Source organism: Flavobacterium johnsoniae, from assembly GCF_001879205.1.
Classification (GTDB): Bacteria; Bacteroidota; Bacteroidia; order Flavobacteriales; family Flavobacteriaceae; genus Flavobacterium; species Flavobacterium johnsoniae_A.
Genome location: NZ_MLFK01000005.1, coordinates 273,520 through 288,986, shown reverse-complemented (window position 1 = coordinate 288,986; position 15,467 = coordinate 273,520). Strand labels below are relative to the sequence as shown.

Sequence of the window (15,467 nt, the reverse complement as noted above, 5' to 3'; positions counted from 1 at the left end):
TGCTTATGGTAGATTTAATTCTGGAAATTGATGCCAGCTTTGTAGAAACCATTTTCCTGATAAAAGAAGACAATATTTTTGTTCAAAATAATGTTTTTATCGAAGCGGGTTTAATCGAAAATACGGCGCAGACCTGTTCGTCTATTGTTGGAAAAAAATACTTTTTTGACGAAAACGGAACAGAAAATGAAAACGTAAATGTAATTGGATTTATCAGTGCCTTAAAAAATGTAAAAATTCATTCGCTGCCAAAAGTCGGCGATACTATAATTACCAAAGCAAATTTAGTTTCAAAATTCGCTGGCGACGATTACACTTTATGCACGATGAGCTGTCAAAGCTCAGTCGAAGACCAGATACTCTTAGAATGCGAAATTAACTTGTTCATTCAAAAAACAGTTTCGGTTGAATAGTTCAAAAAAAATCATTTTACATCTTGTAATCCGAATCGGAATTTTGATTCTTTTACTTGGTTTGGTTTTCTTATTTTGGCATTTTACCTATGACCCTCATAAATATTGTGACGAAAGCGGACACAAACATGTCGATGGCGGTTTAGGATTTTTTATCCTGCTATTTTTGATAACACAAATGTTTTATTTGGCATTACTAATAGAAATGATTTATTTATTTGTAAAGAAAAACAGAATTTTAGCTTTCGCAAATCTGGGATTTTTAATAATTAGTTTATGTATAGTTTCAGTCTGTATGTTTCTAATAAATTAAATTAGCAATATGGAAAAAGACAAAGTACCTCAGGATAAAAGCAACTTAACGAAAAATAATGTCAAAGAGCTTTTATATGCAACAGATGAAAATGGCAATTATACCACAACCTTAAGTACAGGCTGGGAACCCAAAACAATTGCTCTTTCTAATTCTATTGATGAAATAAACGAACGTATTGCCGAGGCAAAAGCACAAGTAGAAAATGGAGAAGTAAGCCCAATCTGCTATTATATGGAAGTAAACAAAATGGATCTTACCATTTTATCCAGTTATGTCGGCATGTGGAAATGGCGCGTAAAAAGACATTTTAAACCTGCTGTTTTTGCTAAATTAAGCGATTCTATTTTGAATAAATACGCCGCTGCTTTTGAAATTTCTATAACCGAATTAAAAAACTTTAAAACAGATTAATGCAAGTTACTTTTACACATCACCAATCTGCTCACTGTGAAAATGGAGTAGCATCGAATCTGTTAAAAAACAACAGACTCAACATTAGCGAACCAATGGTTTTTGGTATCGGTTCCGGGCTTTTCTTCGTGTATTTACCTTTTATAAAAGTTAATTATGCACCAGCGATAAGTTACAGGACTTTGCCTGGGCAGATTTTTAATAAAGTCGCAACCCGTTTAAACCTAAAAATAAAAAGACAAAAATTTTCTTCTGCAGCAAATGCAAACAAAGCTTTGGATGAAAATTTAAAAAATAATATCCCAACCGGATTACAAGTTGGTGTTTACAATTTAAGTTATTTTCCAGACGAATATCGTTTTCATTTCAACGCACACAATTTAGTTGTTTACGGAAAAACGGAAACCGATTATTTAATCAGCGATCCTGTTATGGAAACCGTAACGACATTAACACATGAAGAATTAGATAAAGTACGTTTTGCAAAAGGAGCTTTTGCGCCACGCGGCCAAATGTATTATCCAATTCAAATTCCAAATGAAGTCGATTTAAAAAGTGCTATCATAAAAGGAATAAAAAATACCTGCCGTGATATGCTGGCACCAATGCCAATTGTAGGTGTTCGAGGGATCAAATTTGTATCAAAACAAATTAGGAAATGGCCCGTAAAACACGGCACCAAAAAAGCCAATCATTATCTGGCACAAATGGTTCGTATGCAGGAAGAAATTGGAACTGGAGGCGGTGGTTTCCGTTTTATTTATGCCGCATTTTTACAGGAAGCTTCGGTTATTTTAAATAATGAAGAATTAAAAGATCTTTCTAAGGAAATGACCAAAATTGGCGATTCATGGCGTGACTTTGCGGTTGAAGCTTCTCGAATTTATAAAAACAGAAGTGCCAAAGAAGACGCCTACAACACCATTGCCGATGAACTTTTGGACATTGCCAATAGAGAAGAAATCTTTTTTAAGAAACTAAAAAAAGCCATCAGCTAGATATTTTGCAATCCATAATTAAAATAGAATCCCTTTCGAAAAAGTACAAAGATGCCGACCAGTATTCTTTGAACGATGTTTCGCTAACTATAAATGAAGGAGAAGTTTTTGGTCTTCTGGGTCCAAATGGTGCCGGAAAAACAACCTTAATTTCAATGCTCTGCGGTTTGGTAAAACCAACATCCGGTCATTTTACAATTGACGGTTTAGACTATCAGCATCATTCTTCAAAAATTAAAAAAATCATAGGCGTTGTTCCTCAGGAATATGCCTTATACCCTACTCTTACAGCAAGAGAAAACCTGCATTATTTTGGAAGTATGTATGGCTTAAAAGGTTCCGATTTAAAAGATAAAGTAATTGAAACTTTAGATCTTTTGGGTTTACTGAAATTTGCTGATAAACGGGTAGAAACCTTTTCGGGAGGTATGAAACGCCGTGTAAATCTGATTGCCGGAATTCTGCATAAACCAAAAGTTTTATTTTTAGATGAGCCAACCGTTGGTGTTGATGTTCAGTCTAAAAATGCCATTATAGATTACCTGAAAGTGTTGAACCAAAACGGAACCACTATTATTTATACTTCACATCATTTGGCTGAAGCCGAAGATTTCTGTACCAATCTTGCTATTTTGGACCGGGGCAGAATTTACGCTAAAGGAACACCTTCAACTTTAATTAATTCTGTTGAAGATGCCCGAAATCTCGAAGACGTTTTTATTTCATTAACCGGTAAAGACTTGAGAGATGCTATATAAAATTTGGATGTCCGTCGTAAAAGAATTTTTACTGCTTAAACGCGATTTAGGCGGCTTGATTATTCTTTTTATAATGCCATTGGTTTTGGTCATTACCGTTACGTTAATTCAGGACAGCACTTTTAAAAAAGTCAGTGATTCTAAAATTCCAATTTTATTGGTAGATAACGACAAAGGTTCTGTTTCAAAAACTGTTTTTGATAATTTAGAAAAAAGCGATTTATTCAGCGTTGTAACTCAGATCGACAATAAAACCATTACCGAAGATGCTGCACGTGAAAACGTTTACAAAGGAAAATTTCAATTAGCCATTGTAATCCCTAAAAATTTAAGTTCTGATTTACAGGCCAAAGTTGATCAAAATGTCGAAAAAATTGTCAGCAGTTTAGGCATGACAGATAGTACTGCAGCCAGCGAACCTCAACGAATTATAAAAGAAAAAGAAGTCAAACTTTATTTTGATCCGGCAGTTCAAATGAGTTTCAAAAATGCGGTCATGAGTTCTATCGACAAAATGATTTCACAGATTGAAACCAAATCGATTTACACGACTTTTCAAAATCAATTAGGAGAAGGAACTACTGATTTTGAACAAAAAAGTTTCATTTCATTTAAAGAGATAATTCCGAAAATAAACAATAAAGAAGTTCGTCCAAATTCGGTGCAGCATAACGTTCCGGCCTGGACACTTTTTGCGATATTTTTTATCGTTATTCCGTTATCAATCAATATTGTAAAAGAAAAATCACAGGGAACCTTTGTTCGCTTAAGAACCAATCCGGTTTCTAATTTAATTGTGATTATTGGAAAAACCATTACTTACTCGATCATCTGCATGATTCAGTTTTATATGATGGTTGCTGTTGCGGTATTTTTATTTCCATCCATCGGACTTCCTTCTTTAAATATCGAAGGACATTTAGCCTTGATGAGCGTTGTAGCTTTATTTTCAGGTTTTGCTGCAATTGGATTCGGAATTTTATTAGGAACCGTTGCCAGTACACAAGAACAATCAGCTCCGTTTGGTGCCACAAGTGTGATTATTTTAGCCGCAATTGGAGGTGTTTGGGTTCCGGTTTTTGCAATGCCGAAAATCATGCAGATAATTGCCAAATCATCTCCTATGAATTGGGGATTAGATGCTTTTTATGACGTTTTACTTCGTAACGTTTCTTTCCTTGAAATCATCCCAAAAATAAGTTTGTTATTTTTGTTTTTCATTATCACAACAGCCATTGCATTATTTTATGACAAAAAGAAAAGAACAGTATAACGAAGCCACAGATTTAACCGTTTCTCACGAAATCAGAATTCGTTTTAACGAAACTGATCCGCTTGGAATCGTTTGGCACGGCAATTATATTACCTATTTTGAAGATGGACGAGAAGCTTTTGGCCGTAAACACGGACTTACTTATTTAGACATAGGAAATACCGGCTACACAACGCCGATTGTAAAATCAAAATGCGAACATAAATTGTCTTTGCGCTACGGCGATGTTGTTACCATCGAAACAACTGTGGTAGACACGCCCGCAGCCAAAATGATTTACCGTTTTAAAATTATTGATGATAAAGGCGAAGTCGCTTGTACTGGAGAAACTGTTCAGGTTTTTTTAGATAAAGAAGGAAATCTAATGCTTACGAATCCTCCTTTTTATGAGGAATGGAAAAGAAAAGTAGGATTGTTGAAATAGAACACAAATTTCACGAATTAGCACGAATTAAAAAAGAAAATATTCTATTTAAATCCGCTTAAATCTACAAAATATGTGTTCAAAAAAATTAAACACATAGAATCATAGAATTTAAAAGGGAATAAAAGAATTAAATAAAATCAAGATTTTACACATAGCTATGTTTGTTTAAACAAATGAAATGTCTTTTTCAAGCAAACTGAACTATGCATCTATGTTAAAAAAATACTGCAAGGTTTTGTCCCAAAGCATCGGGATTGCAGAAGAGAAATTAAGAATAACAAAATGATAAGAGAAATATACATCACAGAAACAAATTGTATCACGCCCTTAGGTTTTGATGTTGAGTCCAATATCGAAGCGATTCTTCGTGGTGATTCTGGTATCCAGCTGCACAATGATATTTCTTTGATGCCGAATTCATTTTATGCTTCAATCATTTCTGATGAAAAAATAAACACTGCTTTTTCAAAAATCAGTACCGAAACCCAATATTCCCGTTTAGAGAAAATGATGATTTTGGCTTTAGAGCCGATTATCAAAAATGCTGGAGTTGAATTCAATTCAAAAACAGCTTTTATTCTTTCTACCACAAAAGGAAATGTTACGGCTTTAAAAGACAATTCTGAGGAAAGTTTTAATAACGCACATTTAGATGTTTTAGCAAAAAATGTTGCCGATTTCTTCCAATTTAAAACACAGCCAATCGTTGTTTCAAATGCCTGCGTTTCTGGAATTTTGGCCGTTTCAATTGCTAAAAGAATGATTCAGTCTGAGTTGTATGACCATGTTTTTGTTGTGGCCGGCGACGAAGTTTCAGAATTTGTTTTGTCTGGATTTAATGCCTTCCAGGCGATGAGTGATCTGCCTTGTAAACCGTATTCTAAAAATAGAACTGGTGTAAGTTTGGGCGAAGCTGTGGCAGCTGTTTTAATTTCGGCGGAAGCCAAAAATGCCAAAATAAAAGTAATTGGAGACAGTTCGATAAACGATGCGAATCATATTTCGGGGCCTTCAAGAACGGGCGAAGGCTTGTTCAGAAGTATTCAAAATGCTTTGAAAGAAGCACAAATCGAACCCAATAAATTAGATTATATTTCAGCACACGGAACCGCAACACCATTCAACGACGAAATGGAAGCCATTGCTTTCAGCCGTTTGGGTTTACAAAATGTTCCAGTAAATAGTTTGAAAGGATTTTACGGTCATACATTAGGCGCTTCGGGATTGTTAGAAACGGTAATCGCTATTGAATCTACGAATCAAAATACACTTTTTGAATCAAAAGGTTTTGATGAAATTGGCGTGAGTGAGATGATAAATGTTATTGAGAAAAATGAAGAGGCGGCTATTGAGTATTTTTTGAAGACGGCTTCTGGATTTGGAGGTTGTAATACGGCGGTTGTTTTTGAAAAAGTATAATGAGAAATTTGAAAAATTTAGATATCAAGAAAAGTATTGCCAAAAATAAACTTGTTTATTCTGAAAGCTGGTTTGATATATTTGACACCATACTTCTTTTTGTGTTTTTTAGCTTTGGATTTATTTGTCCTTTTTTAGTTTATTACGATCCATATCGAGATCATTCAAAAACCGGAAGCGAATATTATATTCTGTTTTTTGGAAGCCTCTTTTTTGTCTATGCAATTTATCGAAAGGCAACTGAAAAACATCTTACAAAAATTATAAGCAAATATGACGCTGAAAAAAACAGAACAATTATTACTGAATATTGTAAGAAATTAGGGTTTGAGAGAGCTGCAAATTCAAAAGATATAATAATTTATAACAAATCAGACTCTTTCGGAAGTAGTTCTTTATATCAATCCAGCAGGATATTTATTCTAGACAAAAATAACATTTATATAACAATGCTTAAAAAAGGTTATAAAACAAATTTTCCTGTTCTTTTTTAACATTTACTTTTAAAAGCCGACATTAAAAAATTATGTTCTTAAAATAACAATGACTCAAAATAAAACAAACATACAATCCTATATCACCATACAAAACAACGAAATTGTTTTGAACGGAACTTCTGTATTCAAAATTGAACCAACAGATTTTGCCGATTTCTCTAAACAAGTATACCGTAATTTTGAAATGCAATATCCAAAGTTTTTCAAAATGGATGCTTTGAGCAAACTGGCTTTCTTAGGATCAGAATTGCTTTTGAGTCCGATAACTTCAAATGAAGAGGAAAATAATATTGCTTTGGTTTTGGCTAATAAATCCTCAAGTTTAGATACCGATGTAAAATATCAGGAATCGATTTTAGACAAAGAAAACTATTTTCCGAGTCCTGCTGTTTTTGTGTATACACTGCCAAATATTTGTCTGGGCGAAATAAGTATTCGTCATCAGCTGAAAAGTGAAAATTCTTTCTTTATATTTGATGCCTTTAACACTGAATTCATGTCGAATTATTCGAATATTCTTTTGAATACAAATAAGGCAGATACGGTTTTGTGCGGCTGGGTAGAATTTTTTAATGACAGTTATAAAGCGTTTCTTTGCACGATAAGCAAAGAAGAAAATACAAATTATAAAAACGAGACTATCAATACATTATACAATAAATAATCATGGAAGCATTAAAAGAAGAATTGAAAAACAAAATTATTACTACTCTAAATCTTGAAGATATCGCAGTTGAAGACATTGCTGATAACGATCCTTTGTTTGGAGATGGTTTAGGTTTAGACTCGATTGATGCACTTGAATTGATCGTGATTTTAGATAAAGATTACGGAATTAAATTAGTAGATCCGAAAGAAGGAAAAACAATTTTCCAGTCTATCGAAACTATGGCGGCGTACATCAGCGCTAACAGAACAAAGTAAGACTTACTTAGACTTGCTTAGATTTTTAGACTTCATAGACAGGAATAAAAAGTCCAATAATCTAAGAAGTCTGATATCTAAAAATCTAAGCAAGTCTAAAAATAAAATTCTAACAATCTAAGCAAGTCTAAATGAAAGGTGTTGCAATAACGGGAATGGGAATTATCTCTTCGATTGGAAATTCGGTTGAAGAAAATTATCATTCGTTAATCGAAAATAAAATTGGGATTTCCCGTATCTCCAATATTTCTACAGTTCATGCAGATGTTATTAAAGTGGGTGAAATCAAAAAAACCAACGATGATCTCATCGCCGAATTGAACTTAAACAGCGATAATAATTTTTCGAGAACCGCTATGATTGGTACTTTGGCAGCAAAACAAGCTGTTGAAAATGCCGGCATAACCTCAATTAACGAATTTAGAACGGGACTTATTTCGGCTACAAGCGTGGGCGGAATGGACATGACGGAGAAACATTATTACGATTATTTCGAAAAACCGGAACTTGTAAAATATATTACGTGTCATGATGGAGGCGATGTTGCAGAAAAAATTGCCGAAGAACTGGGTTTAAAAGGAATGGTTTCAACCATCAGTACGGCTTGTTCTTCTGCGGCAAATTCGATTATGCTGGGCGCCAGATTAATTAAAACCGGAAAACTGGACCGCGTTATTGTGGGCGGAGCTGATGCTTTATCTAAATTTACCATCAACGGATTTAAGACTTTGATGATTTTATCTGACGATTACAACAAACCTTTCGACAATAACCGAAAAGGATTAAACCTTGGAGAAGCAGCTGCTTTTTTGGTCTTAGAATCGGATGAGATTGTAGAAAAACAAAATAAAAAAGTGCTGGCAAGAGTTTCGGGTTACGGAAATGCAAATGATGCTTTTCACCAAACTGCTTCTTCAGAAAATGGAGACGGCGCTTATCTGGCGATGAAAAAAGCCTTTGAAGTTTCGGGTTTAAAACCTTCTGAAATTGATTACATCAACGTTCACGGAACGGCAACGCCAAATAACGATTTGTCTGAAGGAAGAGCTATACGCCGCATTTATGAAGACGAAAAAGTTCCGGATTTTAGCTCGACAAAACCTTTTACAGGACATACTTTAGCGGCTGCGGCGGCAATTGAAGCCGTTTACAGTGTTTTGGCAATCCAAAATAATGTTGTTTATCCGAATTTGAATTTTGAAACTCAAATGGAAGAATTTGATTTGACACCGCAGACTTCTCTAAAAAATAAAAATATCGAACACGTTTTGTCTAATTCTTTTGGATTTGGAGGAAATTGTTCAACCCTTATATTTTCAAAAAGCTAATGACAAAAAAAACATATATAAATGGAGTAGGCTGTATTTCGACTCAAAAAACATTTGATACTGTTTTTTTGGAAGAAGCCACTGTGAATCACGATGAAAATGTACTGGCAATCGTTTCGCCGGCATATAAAGAATATATTTCTCCGGCTGCCAGCCGCAGAATGGCAAAAGGAGTAAAAAATGGAATCGTAGCTTCGGCTTTGGCCATGAAAGATGCAAATGTCGAAAAAGTTGATGCCATTATTACAGGAACCGGTTTAGGATGCATCGAAGATTCTGAAAAATTCCTGAAAAGCATTTTAGATAATAAAGAAGAGTTTTTAACGCCAACTTCTTTTATCCAATCTACACATAATACCGTTGGTGCTCAGATTGCACTTTTACAGCAATGTAAAGGTTATAATTTTACGTATGTAAATGGGGCGGTTTCTTTTGAATCGGCACTTTTGGATGCTAAAATGCAGATTGAAGAAGATGAAGCCAATTCAATTTTAGTAGGTGGTGTAGATGAAAATGGTGATTATACAACTGCTCTTTTCAAATTAAACGGACGCATCAAAGCTGATAATGCATCGCCTTACGATGTTTTAACTTCAACTACAAGTGGAGCCGTTTATGGTGAAGGTGCTAGTTTTTTTGTTTTAGAAAACGAAAAAAAAGAAAACACATACGCTGAACTTTTGGATATTGCTATTGTAAATACGCTGGAAGAAAATGAAATTGAAACTGAAATTTCATCTTTTCTAAAATCTAATAATTTAGAAATTTCAGATGTTGATGTATTGGTTTTAGGTTTTGACGGAAACGCTGATTTCGAAAATTATTATAAAAATCTGGCTGAAAATACTTTCGCACAAACGCCTGTTTTGTATTACAAACATTTAAGCGGCGAGTATGATACGGCTTCAGCTTTTGCTTTTTGGATGGCTTCTAAAATTTTAAAAACACAGGAAATTCCTGAAATCATAAAAGTAAATTCGGTTACAAAACCAGCTTACAAAACCATTTTATTGTACAATCAATTAAACGGAAAAAATCATAGTTTTACGTTACTTTCAAAATGATAACGCATAAAAACATCTCGATATTTTTTATCTTTTTATTGCTTTTACTGCTTCTTTTGAATCTCTATATTGCAATAAATATATGGTGTTTTTTGGCTGTAATTTTTCTTTGGATTGGAATAAACGCTTTTGGTTCTTCCAGAATTTCTTCCAATTATCATGTAAAAGCTTTTTGTAATAATCCATTAGAAACAGAAAAAAAGATTGCGCTTACTTTTGATGATGGCCCAACTGAATTTACTTTAGAAGTTTTGGAACTTCTGAAAAAATACAATGCCAAAGCGGCTTTTTTCTGCATCGGGAAAAATATTGAAAAACATCCTAAAATTATCAAACAAATTATTGAAGAAGGGCATTTAGTTGGAAACCATTCCTACAGCCATTCAAAGTTTTTTGATTTTTATAATGCTGAACAAATAAAAACTGAAATCAAGAAAACAGATGAACTTCTGGAAAAATTCACCTCAAAAAAAATAAACTTTTTTCGTCCGCCCTACGGCGTTACAACACCATCGATCAGGAGGGCCTTAAAAATCACCGGACATAAAGTGATTGGCTGGAATATCCGTTCGCTTGACGGAGGGACAAAAAATCAGGAATTAATTTTCAGCCGAATTATAAAACGGGTTTCTCCCGGCGGAATCGTACTTTTGCACGACACGGCTCCACACTCTGTTTTGGTATTGGAACAGTTTTTGCAATTTTTAAAACAAAATCATTATGAAGTGATTTCGATTGAAGAACTTTTGAGTCTTAAAGCTTATGGAATTGGACGCTGATTAAACGGATTTTATTCAACCTATTGGTTTAATGATGATAGAATTAATTAAACACATAGAAACATAGATTTTATGTGTTGAAAAAGTAAATCAAAAAAAATAGTTTTTCAAACATAGTCCCGAAGCCTCGGGATATGTTAACGCAAGTGAAACGTCTTTTTTGAGTTCTATAATTCTATGCTTCTATGTGTTAAAATAATAATCTATGGCAATCATTTTAATCTGTGGCAAAAAATTTTAAAAAATATGAAAACTAAAATAGCACTACTAATTCTATTTATTTCAGGCAATTTGTTCGCACAGGAACAAAAAATGACCGATGCGGAGATTGCATCTTTTAAACAAGATGTAAATGTTGTGGCCAAAAAAATCAAAACTTTAAGTACCGATTTCGTTCAGTATAAACATTTGGATTTTTTATCAAAAGATATTGAAACTTCCGGAAAAATGGTTTTTAAAGAACCGGCACTTTTGCAATGGCAATATAAAAAACCATACAATTACAGCATTGTTTTCAAAAACGGCAAAATCCTGATTAACGACGAAGGAAAGAAAAGTGCAGTTGATATTGGTAACAGCAAAATCTTTGCCCGAATTAATAAATTAATCGTAGGAAGCGTAAGCGGGAATATGTTTGACGACAAAGAATTTACAATTTCGTATTTCAAATTGAAAGGTCAGAACCTAGCGAAATTTATCCCAAAAGATGCTACGCTGAAAAAATACATCAAACAAATTGAACTGACTTTTGACAAAGAAGAAGCAACTGTGGTTCAGGTAAAATTGTTAGAATCATCTGAAGATTATACCAGAATTGTACTTAAAAATAAAGTGATCAATGCAAAAATCGACGATTCAGTTTTTACTAATTAATTGCTTTCTGGCTCTTGTAGTGGTTTCTTGCGGCTCGGTGACAAAAAATTACACGCCCAAGAAATTAGACAAAACGGCTGTAGAAGTTCCGTATTTTTCAGACTCAAAAACGGATTATGTTTATAAAACCAACATAAGCGTTTACGGAAATGAATTGTCGGGAATTTTCATTGCAAAAAAAATAAACGACACCACACACCGAATCGTTTTTACAACAGAATTCGGCAACAAATTAATGGATTTTGAAATCTCCGAAAATGATTTTAAAGTCAACTCGATTGTATCAGAATTAGATCGAAAAATTTTGATTAATACTTTAAAAGAAGATTTTCGACTGCTTTTAAAAAAGCAATATTTGATTCAGGAACAATTTGAAAACGAATCGGCAGACATTTATAAATCGGCAGACGGCAAACGTGATAATTATATTTTCATTTCCAAAAAAGATAAAAAATTAGAAAAGATCGTTCACGCTTCTAAAACAAAAGAAAAATTTACACTGTTTTTCAATTCAGAAAACAATATTTTTGCCGAGAAGATTCAGATTAATCACCAAAATATCAAGCTGAAAATTGAGCTTAATTATTTTAAATCGGAATAAAAAATTAAACTAACAATAAAATTAAACTAATCTAAAGATGAAAAAAATAACCTTAATTGCATTCGTTTTATTTATCGGTCTTGTAAAGTCGCAAGCACAGGTAAAAGTTAGTCCAGGTCTAAGAGGCGGATTAAATTTATCTACCTTAACCAATATTGATGATAACAGATCTAAAACAGATTTTTATGTTGGTGGATTAGTCAATATTAAATTTAATAAATATTTTTCGTTACAGCCTGAGATAACGTATTCAAGACAAGGTGATGAAGGAAGGTATTTTGAAAACGGCCGTTATTATTCTGAAAAATATGAATTAAATTACTTAACACTTGGCGCAGTTGCAAAATTTAATATTGGAGGTAAGGGTTTTCACATTTTAGGAGGCCCATCTCTTGATTTTAAAATTTCTGATAATTATATCAATAGCAATCCTGAAAATTTTGATCTTGCCATTGTTGGAGGCGTTGGATATACATTGCCAAACGGATTAACTTTTGAAGCCAGAATTAAACAAGGTTTGGTAGATATTTATGGTTATGACGGAATTAATAATGATAATGATTATTACTATGATGAAGTAATTTTAAATCAGGTTTTTCAAATTGGTATCAGCTACACTTTTAAAGTAAAATAATGTATAAAAAGAAATTAGCTATTGCTGCATTCCTTTTTTTTGCAGTCGTAAACATACAAGCCCAAGTAACTTTTAAACCTGGCTTAAGAGCAGGTTTAAGTCTTTCGACCATTTCTGAAATGCATGCAGATTACCGCCCTGATTTTTATGTTGGTGGTTTTGGAGAAATAAATCTGTCCAAAAGATATGCCTTACAGCCGGAGATTAATTACATCCGACAAGGATCTAATAACGTTGCCCGAAATTATCTTGAACTAGATACGCCACAGACAGAAAGAGTCATCTACCAAGATTTACAAGTGAGTTATTTGTCGATTGCTGTCATTAATAAATTTACATTTGGGCAGGGATTTCAGGTACAGTTTGGACCGGCTTTAGATGTACTGCTAAACGACAATTTAGCTTTCAGAAAAACATATAATGACCTGGCTTTTGTAATGGGGCTTGGATATCGAATGCCTTCGGGACTTGCTTTTGAATTTCGATTTAAAAAGGGTCTGCTAGATGTTTTAGACAGTGATTACTATTATAACAATTCTAATAGTCATTATCTTTTTGGTGACTATAATACTAATGTCAATTTTCAAATAGGTGTTTCTTACTCTTTTGACGTGAAATAAAAAATACAATTATGGTTTTAAAAGACTTTTACAAAGTACTTTCAGAAGAAAAAACAGGAGATGCTAAATATAATTTTCGTATATTAGTTAATGCCAATCATGAGGTTTTTAAAGGTCATTTTCCTGGAAACCCAATTATGCCGGGTGTTTGCATGATTCAGATAATTAAAGAACTTACAGAATCAATTACCAAAAGTTCACTGATTATCCAAACACTTTCGAATGTAAAATTCATGGCATTGATTAATCCGGAAATTAATCCAGAACTACGTTTAGAACTTGACATTACAACCTCAGAAGATGATTTGGTAAAGGTGAAAAACACCACATATTTTAACGACACCGTTGCTTTAAAATTAAGCAATGTGTATAAAAAATTATAATTATGAAATTACTAGTATCATTACTTCTATGGATAAATTTTGCCGGAACTCCAGATTTGGCTTCTATCCGAAAAATGTATTCTGATGTTGCAAAATCAGAAACAAATGCTAAAGAATTTACCGAAAAACTTTCGGCAGTTTCAAACAACGATGATAAAATTTTAGTGGCTTACAAAGCTGCTTCTATTTTACTGGATTCAAAGTTTGAGAAGAAATTAGGCGAAAAAATTGAGCGCTTTAAAGAAGGTGCAAAACTTTTGGAAGCTACTATAAAAAGCGATCCGAGCAATATCGAAATGCGAATGATCAGACTGAGTATTCAGGAAGATGTTCCGGGTATTACAGGATATAAAAAAAATATTAAAGAAGATAAAAAATTCATCACTACTTATTATGCATCGCAAAGTGGTGCTTTGAAAGAATATCTAAAAGACTTTGTTTTACAATCAAAAAGTTTCTCTGAAAAAGAGAAGCAGTTTGTAAAATAAGCTCATGAAAAATTCTCAATGAAACCTATTTTATCAAAGCAGGAATTGCTCGATTCAACTTCTTTTTGTGTTATTGTTCCCACTTACAATAACCAGAAAACATTGAAAAAAGTGTTGGATTCTATTTTAGATTTCACTTCAAATGTCATTATTGTAAATGATGGTTCAACTGATACAACCAGCGAAATTTTAAAACAATATTCGCAGCTTACTCAAATTCACCATCCTAAAAATTTAGGAAAAGGAAGAGCGCTTCGAAATGGTTTTAGAAAAGCCCTGGAACTCAATTTTGAATACGCGATTACAATTGATTCTGACGGCCAGCATTTCGCAGCTGATATTCCGGGTTTCATTGAGGAAATTCAAAAACAACCCAATTCTCTTTTAATTGGGAGCCGAAACATGACGCAGGAGAATGTTCCTAAGAAAAGTAGTTTTGGCAACAAATTTTCGAATTTCTGGTTCAAGTTCGAAACTGGAATTGCGCTTGAAGATACACAGTCCGGCTTTAGATTATATCCTTTAAAATTACTTCCAAAACGATTTTATACCAATAAATTTGAATTTGAAATTGAAGTAATTGTACGCGCAGCATGGAAAGGAATTGTAGTAAAAAATATTCCCATTCAGGTTTTGTACGATCCTGCAGAACGCGTTTCTCATTTTCGCCCTTTCAGGGATTTTACCCGAATCAGTATTTTAAATACGGTTTTGGTAACCAATGCTTTGTTGTACATCAAGCCGAGAGATTTCTTTAGAAGAGCAAAAAAAAAAGGACTTAAAAAATTCTTCCTCGAAGACATTTTAGAAAGCAAAGATTCTAATTTTAAAAAATCGGCAGCGATTGCTTTGGGAATTTTTATCGGAATTTCGCCTTTTTGGGGATTCCAAACCATCCTTCTTTTTTCCTTTGCTGCCTTATTCAGGCTCAATAAAGTCATTGCTTTTTTGTCCTCAAATGTGAGTTTTCCTCCCTTTATTCCACTTATCATTTACGGTTCTTTAAAAACCGGAAGCTTTTTTGTGCCCAGCGATGCGCCGTTAATTTTAGATAGTTCGGCCACACTCGACGATATTCAAAAAAACGCTGCGCAATATATCGTCGGAAGTCTTATTTTAGCATCCGTTTTAGCGCTGTCAGCCGGCCTTATAAGTTATATGCTTTTAACAGCTTTTAGCAAAAAACGCATCGAATAAAATTTATTTATTTTTGCCGCGAAAACACACAGATAAAATCAATCCATTCTGTTTAATCTGTGGC

At 33.5% G+C, this 15,467-nt stretch carries 20 protein-coding genes; all 20 read left to right on the top strand.

The features are described from left to right. Positions 1-5 precede the first annotated feature (5 nt). The 20 genes from BKM63_RS06505 (at position 6) to BKM63_RS06405 (ending at position 15,403) form a co-directional block, all read left to right on the top strand. The gene (locus BKM63_RS06505; protein WP_123907059.1) at positions 6-413 is read left to right on the top strand and encodes an ABC transporter permease; all 408 of its coding nucleotides are present in this window, start codon (positions 6-8) and stop codon (positions 411-413) included. A gap of 322 nt (positions 414-735) precedes the next feature. Continuing rightward, the gene (locus BKM63_RS06495; RefSeq protein ID WP_071635816.1) at positions 736-1,140 is read left to right on the top strand and encodes a hypothetical protein; all 405 of its coding nucleotides are present in this window, start codon (positions 736-738) and stop codon (positions 1,138-1,140) included. Continuing rightward, positions 1,140-2,138, top strand: a complete 999-nt coding sequence (locus BKM63_RS06490) for a BtrH N-terminal domain-containing protein (RefSeq protein ID WP_071635815.1) — start codon at positions 1,140-1,142, stop codon at positions 2,136-2,138. The genes BKM63_RS06495 and BKM63_RS06490 overlap by 1 nt, the downstream gene beginning before the upstream one ends. Positions 2,139-2,143: 5 nt before the next feature. Beyond that, positions 2,144-2,896, top strand: coding sequence for an ABC transporter ATP-binding protein (locus BKM63_RS06485; RefSeq protein ID WP_071635814.1), 753 nt, complete (start codon positions 2,144-2,146; stop codon positions 2,894-2,896). Then, on the top strand, positions 2,886-4,169 hold the full coding sequence (locus BKM63_RS06480; RefSeq protein ID WP_071635813.1) for an ABC transporter permease: 1,284 nt from the start codon (positions 2,886-2,888) through the stop codon (positions 4,167-4,169). The genes BKM63_RS06485 and BKM63_RS06480 overlap by 11 nt, the downstream gene beginning before the upstream one ends. Next, a complete protein-coding gene (locus tag BKM63_RS06475) occupies positions 4,144-4,593 on the top strand; it encodes an acyl-CoA thioesterase (protein WP_071635812.1) in 450 nt (149 codons plus the stop codon). The genes BKM63_RS06480 and BKM63_RS06475 overlap by 26 nt, the downstream gene beginning before the upstream one ends. A gap of 285 nt (positions 4,594-4,878) precedes the next feature. Next, a complete protein-coding gene (locus BKM63_RS06470) occupies positions 4,879-6,015 on the top strand; it encodes a beta-ketoacyl synthase N-terminal-like domain-containing protein (RefSeq protein WP_071635811.1) in 1,137 nt (378 codons plus the stop codon). Beyond that, complete coding sequence (locus tag BKM63_RS06465; protein WP_071635810.1) at positions 6,015-6,509, top strand: hypothetical protein; 495 nt, start codon at positions 6,015-6,017, stop codon at positions 6,507-6,509. Before BKM63_RS06470 ends, BKM63_RS06465 begins: the two co-directional genes overlap by 1 nt. Before the next feature lie 49 nt (positions 6,510-6,558). Further along, positions 6,559-7,176 carry a 3-oxoacyl-ACP synthase gene (locus BKM63_RS06460; RefSeq protein WP_071635809.1) on the top strand — a complete coding sequence of 206 codons (618 nt, stop codon included), beginning with the start codon at positions 6,559-6,561 and terminating at the stop codon, positions 7,174-7,176. A 2-nt stretch (positions 7,177-7,178) separates the two neighbouring features. Continuing rightward, positions 7,179-7,436 carry a phosphopantetheine-binding protein gene (locus BKM63_RS06455; protein ID WP_068841663.1) on the top strand — a complete coding sequence of 86 codons (258 nt, stop codon included), beginning with the start codon at positions 7,179-7,181 and terminating at the stop codon, positions 7,434-7,436. 131 nt (positions 7,437-7,567) lie between these two features. Then, positions 7,568-8,764, top strand: a complete 1,197-nt coding sequence (locus BKM63_RS06450) for a beta-ketoacyl-[acyl-carrier-protein] synthase family protein (protein WP_071635808.1) — start codon at positions 7,568-7,570, stop codon at positions 8,762-8,764. After that, positions 8,764-9,828 carry a beta-ketoacyl synthase N-terminal-like domain-containing protein gene (locus BKM63_RS06445; protein WP_071635807.1) on the top strand — a complete coding sequence of 355 codons (1,065 nt, stop codon included), beginning with the start codon at positions 8,764-8,766 and terminating at the stop codon, positions 9,826-9,828. The genes BKM63_RS06450 and BKM63_RS06445 overlap by 1 nt, the downstream gene beginning before the upstream one ends. A 92-nt stretch (positions 9,829-9,920) precedes the next feature. Further along, complete coding sequence (locus BKM63_RS06440; protein WP_242661107.1) at positions 9,921-10,607, top strand: polysaccharide deacetylase family protein; 687 nt, start codon at positions 9,921-9,923, stop codon at positions 10,605-10,607. Between the two features lie 246 nt (positions 10,608-10,853). Next, on the top strand, positions 10,854-11,480 hold the full coding sequence (locus BKM63_RS06435; protein WP_053472953.1) for an outer membrane lipoprotein carrier protein LolA: 627 nt from the start codon (positions 10,854-10,856) through the stop codon (positions 11,478-11,480). Continuing rightward, complete coding sequence (locus BKM63_RS06430; protein WP_071635805.1) at positions 11,446-12,081, top strand: hypothetical protein; 636 nt, start codon at positions 11,446-11,448, stop codon at positions 12,079-12,081. The genes BKM63_RS06435 and BKM63_RS06430 overlap by 35 nt, the downstream gene beginning before the upstream one ends. Positions 12,082-12,118: 37 nt before the next feature. Then, positions 12,119-12,715, top strand: a complete 597-nt coding sequence (locus BKM63_RS06425) for a porin family protein (RefSeq protein ID WP_071635804.1) — start codon at positions 12,119-12,121, stop codon at positions 12,713-12,715. Continuing rightward, positions 12,715-13,335 (top strand): outer membrane beta-barrel protein, encoded by a 621-nt coding sequence (locus BKM63_RS06420; RefSeq protein ID WP_071635803.1) that lies wholly within the window; start codon positions 12,715-12,717, stop codon positions 13,333-13,335. The genes BKM63_RS06425 and BKM63_RS06420 overlap by 1 nt, the downstream gene beginning before the upstream one ends. Before the next feature lie 11 nt (positions 13,336-13,346). Then, the gene (locus tag BKM63_RS06415) at positions 13,347-13,718 is read left to right on the top strand and encodes a 3-hydroxyacyl-ACP dehydratase (protein ID WP_071635802.1); all 372 of its coding nucleotides are present in this window, start codon (positions 13,347-13,349) and stop codon (positions 13,716-13,718) included. Between the two features lie 2 nt (positions 13,719-13,720). After that, positions 13,721-14,206, top strand: coding sequence for a hypothetical protein (locus BKM63_RS06410; protein ID WP_071635801.1), 486 nt, complete (start codon positions 13,721-13,723; stop codon positions 14,204-14,206). An 18-nt stretch (positions 14,207-14,224) separates the two neighbouring features. After that, a complete protein-coding gene (locus tag BKM63_RS06405) occupies positions 14,225-15,403 on the top strand; it encodes a DUF2062 domain-containing protein (RefSeq protein WP_071635800.1) in 1,179 nt (392 codons plus the stop codon). Positions 15,404-15,467 lie beyond the last annotated feature (64 nt).

Excerpts from the sequence above, each read along its gene's own strand:
- BKM63_RS06505 (WP_123907059.1), top strand. The coding sequence starts at position 6 with ATGGTAGATTTAATTCTGGAAATTGATGCCAGCTTTGTAGAAACCATT.
- BKM63_RS06495 (WP_071635816.1), top strand. The coding sequence starts at position 736 with ATGGAAAAAGACAAAGTACCTCAGGATAAAAGCAACTTAACGAAAAAT.
- BKM63_RS06490 (WP_071635815.1), top strand. The coding sequence starts at position 1,140 with ATGCAAGTTACTTTTACACATCACCAATCTGCTCACTGTGAAAATGGA.
- BKM63_RS06480 (WP_071635813.1), top strand. The coding sequence starts at position 2,886 with ATGCTATATAAAATTTGGATGTCCGTCGTAAAAGAATTTTTACTGCTT.
- BKM63_RS06475 (WP_071635812.1), top strand. The coding sequence starts at position 4,144 with ATGACAAAAAGAAAAGAACAGTATAACGAAGCCACAGATTTAACCGTT.
- BKM63_RS06470 (WP_071635811.1), top strand. The coding sequence starts at position 4,879 with ATGATAAGAGAAATATACATCACAGAAACAAATTGTATCACGCCCTTA.
- BKM63_RS06465 (WP_071635810.1), top strand. The coding sequence starts at position 6,015 with ATGAGAAATTTGAAAAATTTAGATATCAAGAAAAGTATTGCCAAAAAT.
- BKM63_RS06460 (WP_071635809.1), top strand. The coding sequence starts at position 6,559 with ATGACTCAAAATAAAACAAACATACAATCCTATATCACCATACAAAAC.
- BKM63_RS06455 (WP_068841663.1), top strand. The coding sequence starts at position 7,179 with ATGGAAGCATTAAAAGAAGAATTGAAAAACAAAATTATTACTACTCTA.
- BKM63_RS06450 (WP_071635808.1), top strand. The coding sequence starts at position 7,568 with ATGAAAGGTGTTGCAATAACGGGAATGGGAATTATCTCTTCGATTGGA.
- BKM63_RS06445 (WP_071635807.1), top strand. The coding sequence starts at position 8,764 with ATGACAAAAAAAACATATATAAATGGAGTAGGCTGTATTTCGACTCAA.
- BKM63_RS06435 (WP_053472953.1), top strand. The coding sequence starts at position 10,854 with ATGAAAACTAAAATAGCACTACTAATTCTATTTATTTCAGGCAATTTG.
- BKM63_RS06430 (WP_071635805.1), top strand. The coding sequence starts at position 11,446 with ATGCAAAAATCGACGATTCAGTTTTTACTAATTAATTGCTTTCTGGCT.
- BKM63_RS06425 (WP_071635804.1), top strand. The coding sequence starts at position 12,119 with ATGAAAAAAATAACCTTAATTGCATTCGTTTTATTTATCGGTCTTGTA.
- BKM63_RS06420 (WP_071635803.1), top strand. The coding sequence starts at position 12,715 with ATGTATAAAAAGAAATTAGCTATTGCTGCATTCCTTTTTTTTGCAGTC.
- BKM63_RS06415 (WP_071635802.1), top strand. The coding sequence starts at position 13,347 with ATGGTTTTAAAAGACTTTTACAAAGTACTTTCAGAAGAAAAAACAGGA.
- BKM63_RS06410 (WP_071635801.1), top strand. The coding sequence starts at position 13,721 with ATGAAATTACTAGTATCATTACTTCTATGGATAAATTTTGCCGGAACT.
- BKM63_RS06405 (WP_071635800.1), top strand. The coding sequence starts at position 14,225 with ATGAAACCTATTTTATCAAAGCAGGAATTGCTCGATTCAACTTCTTTT.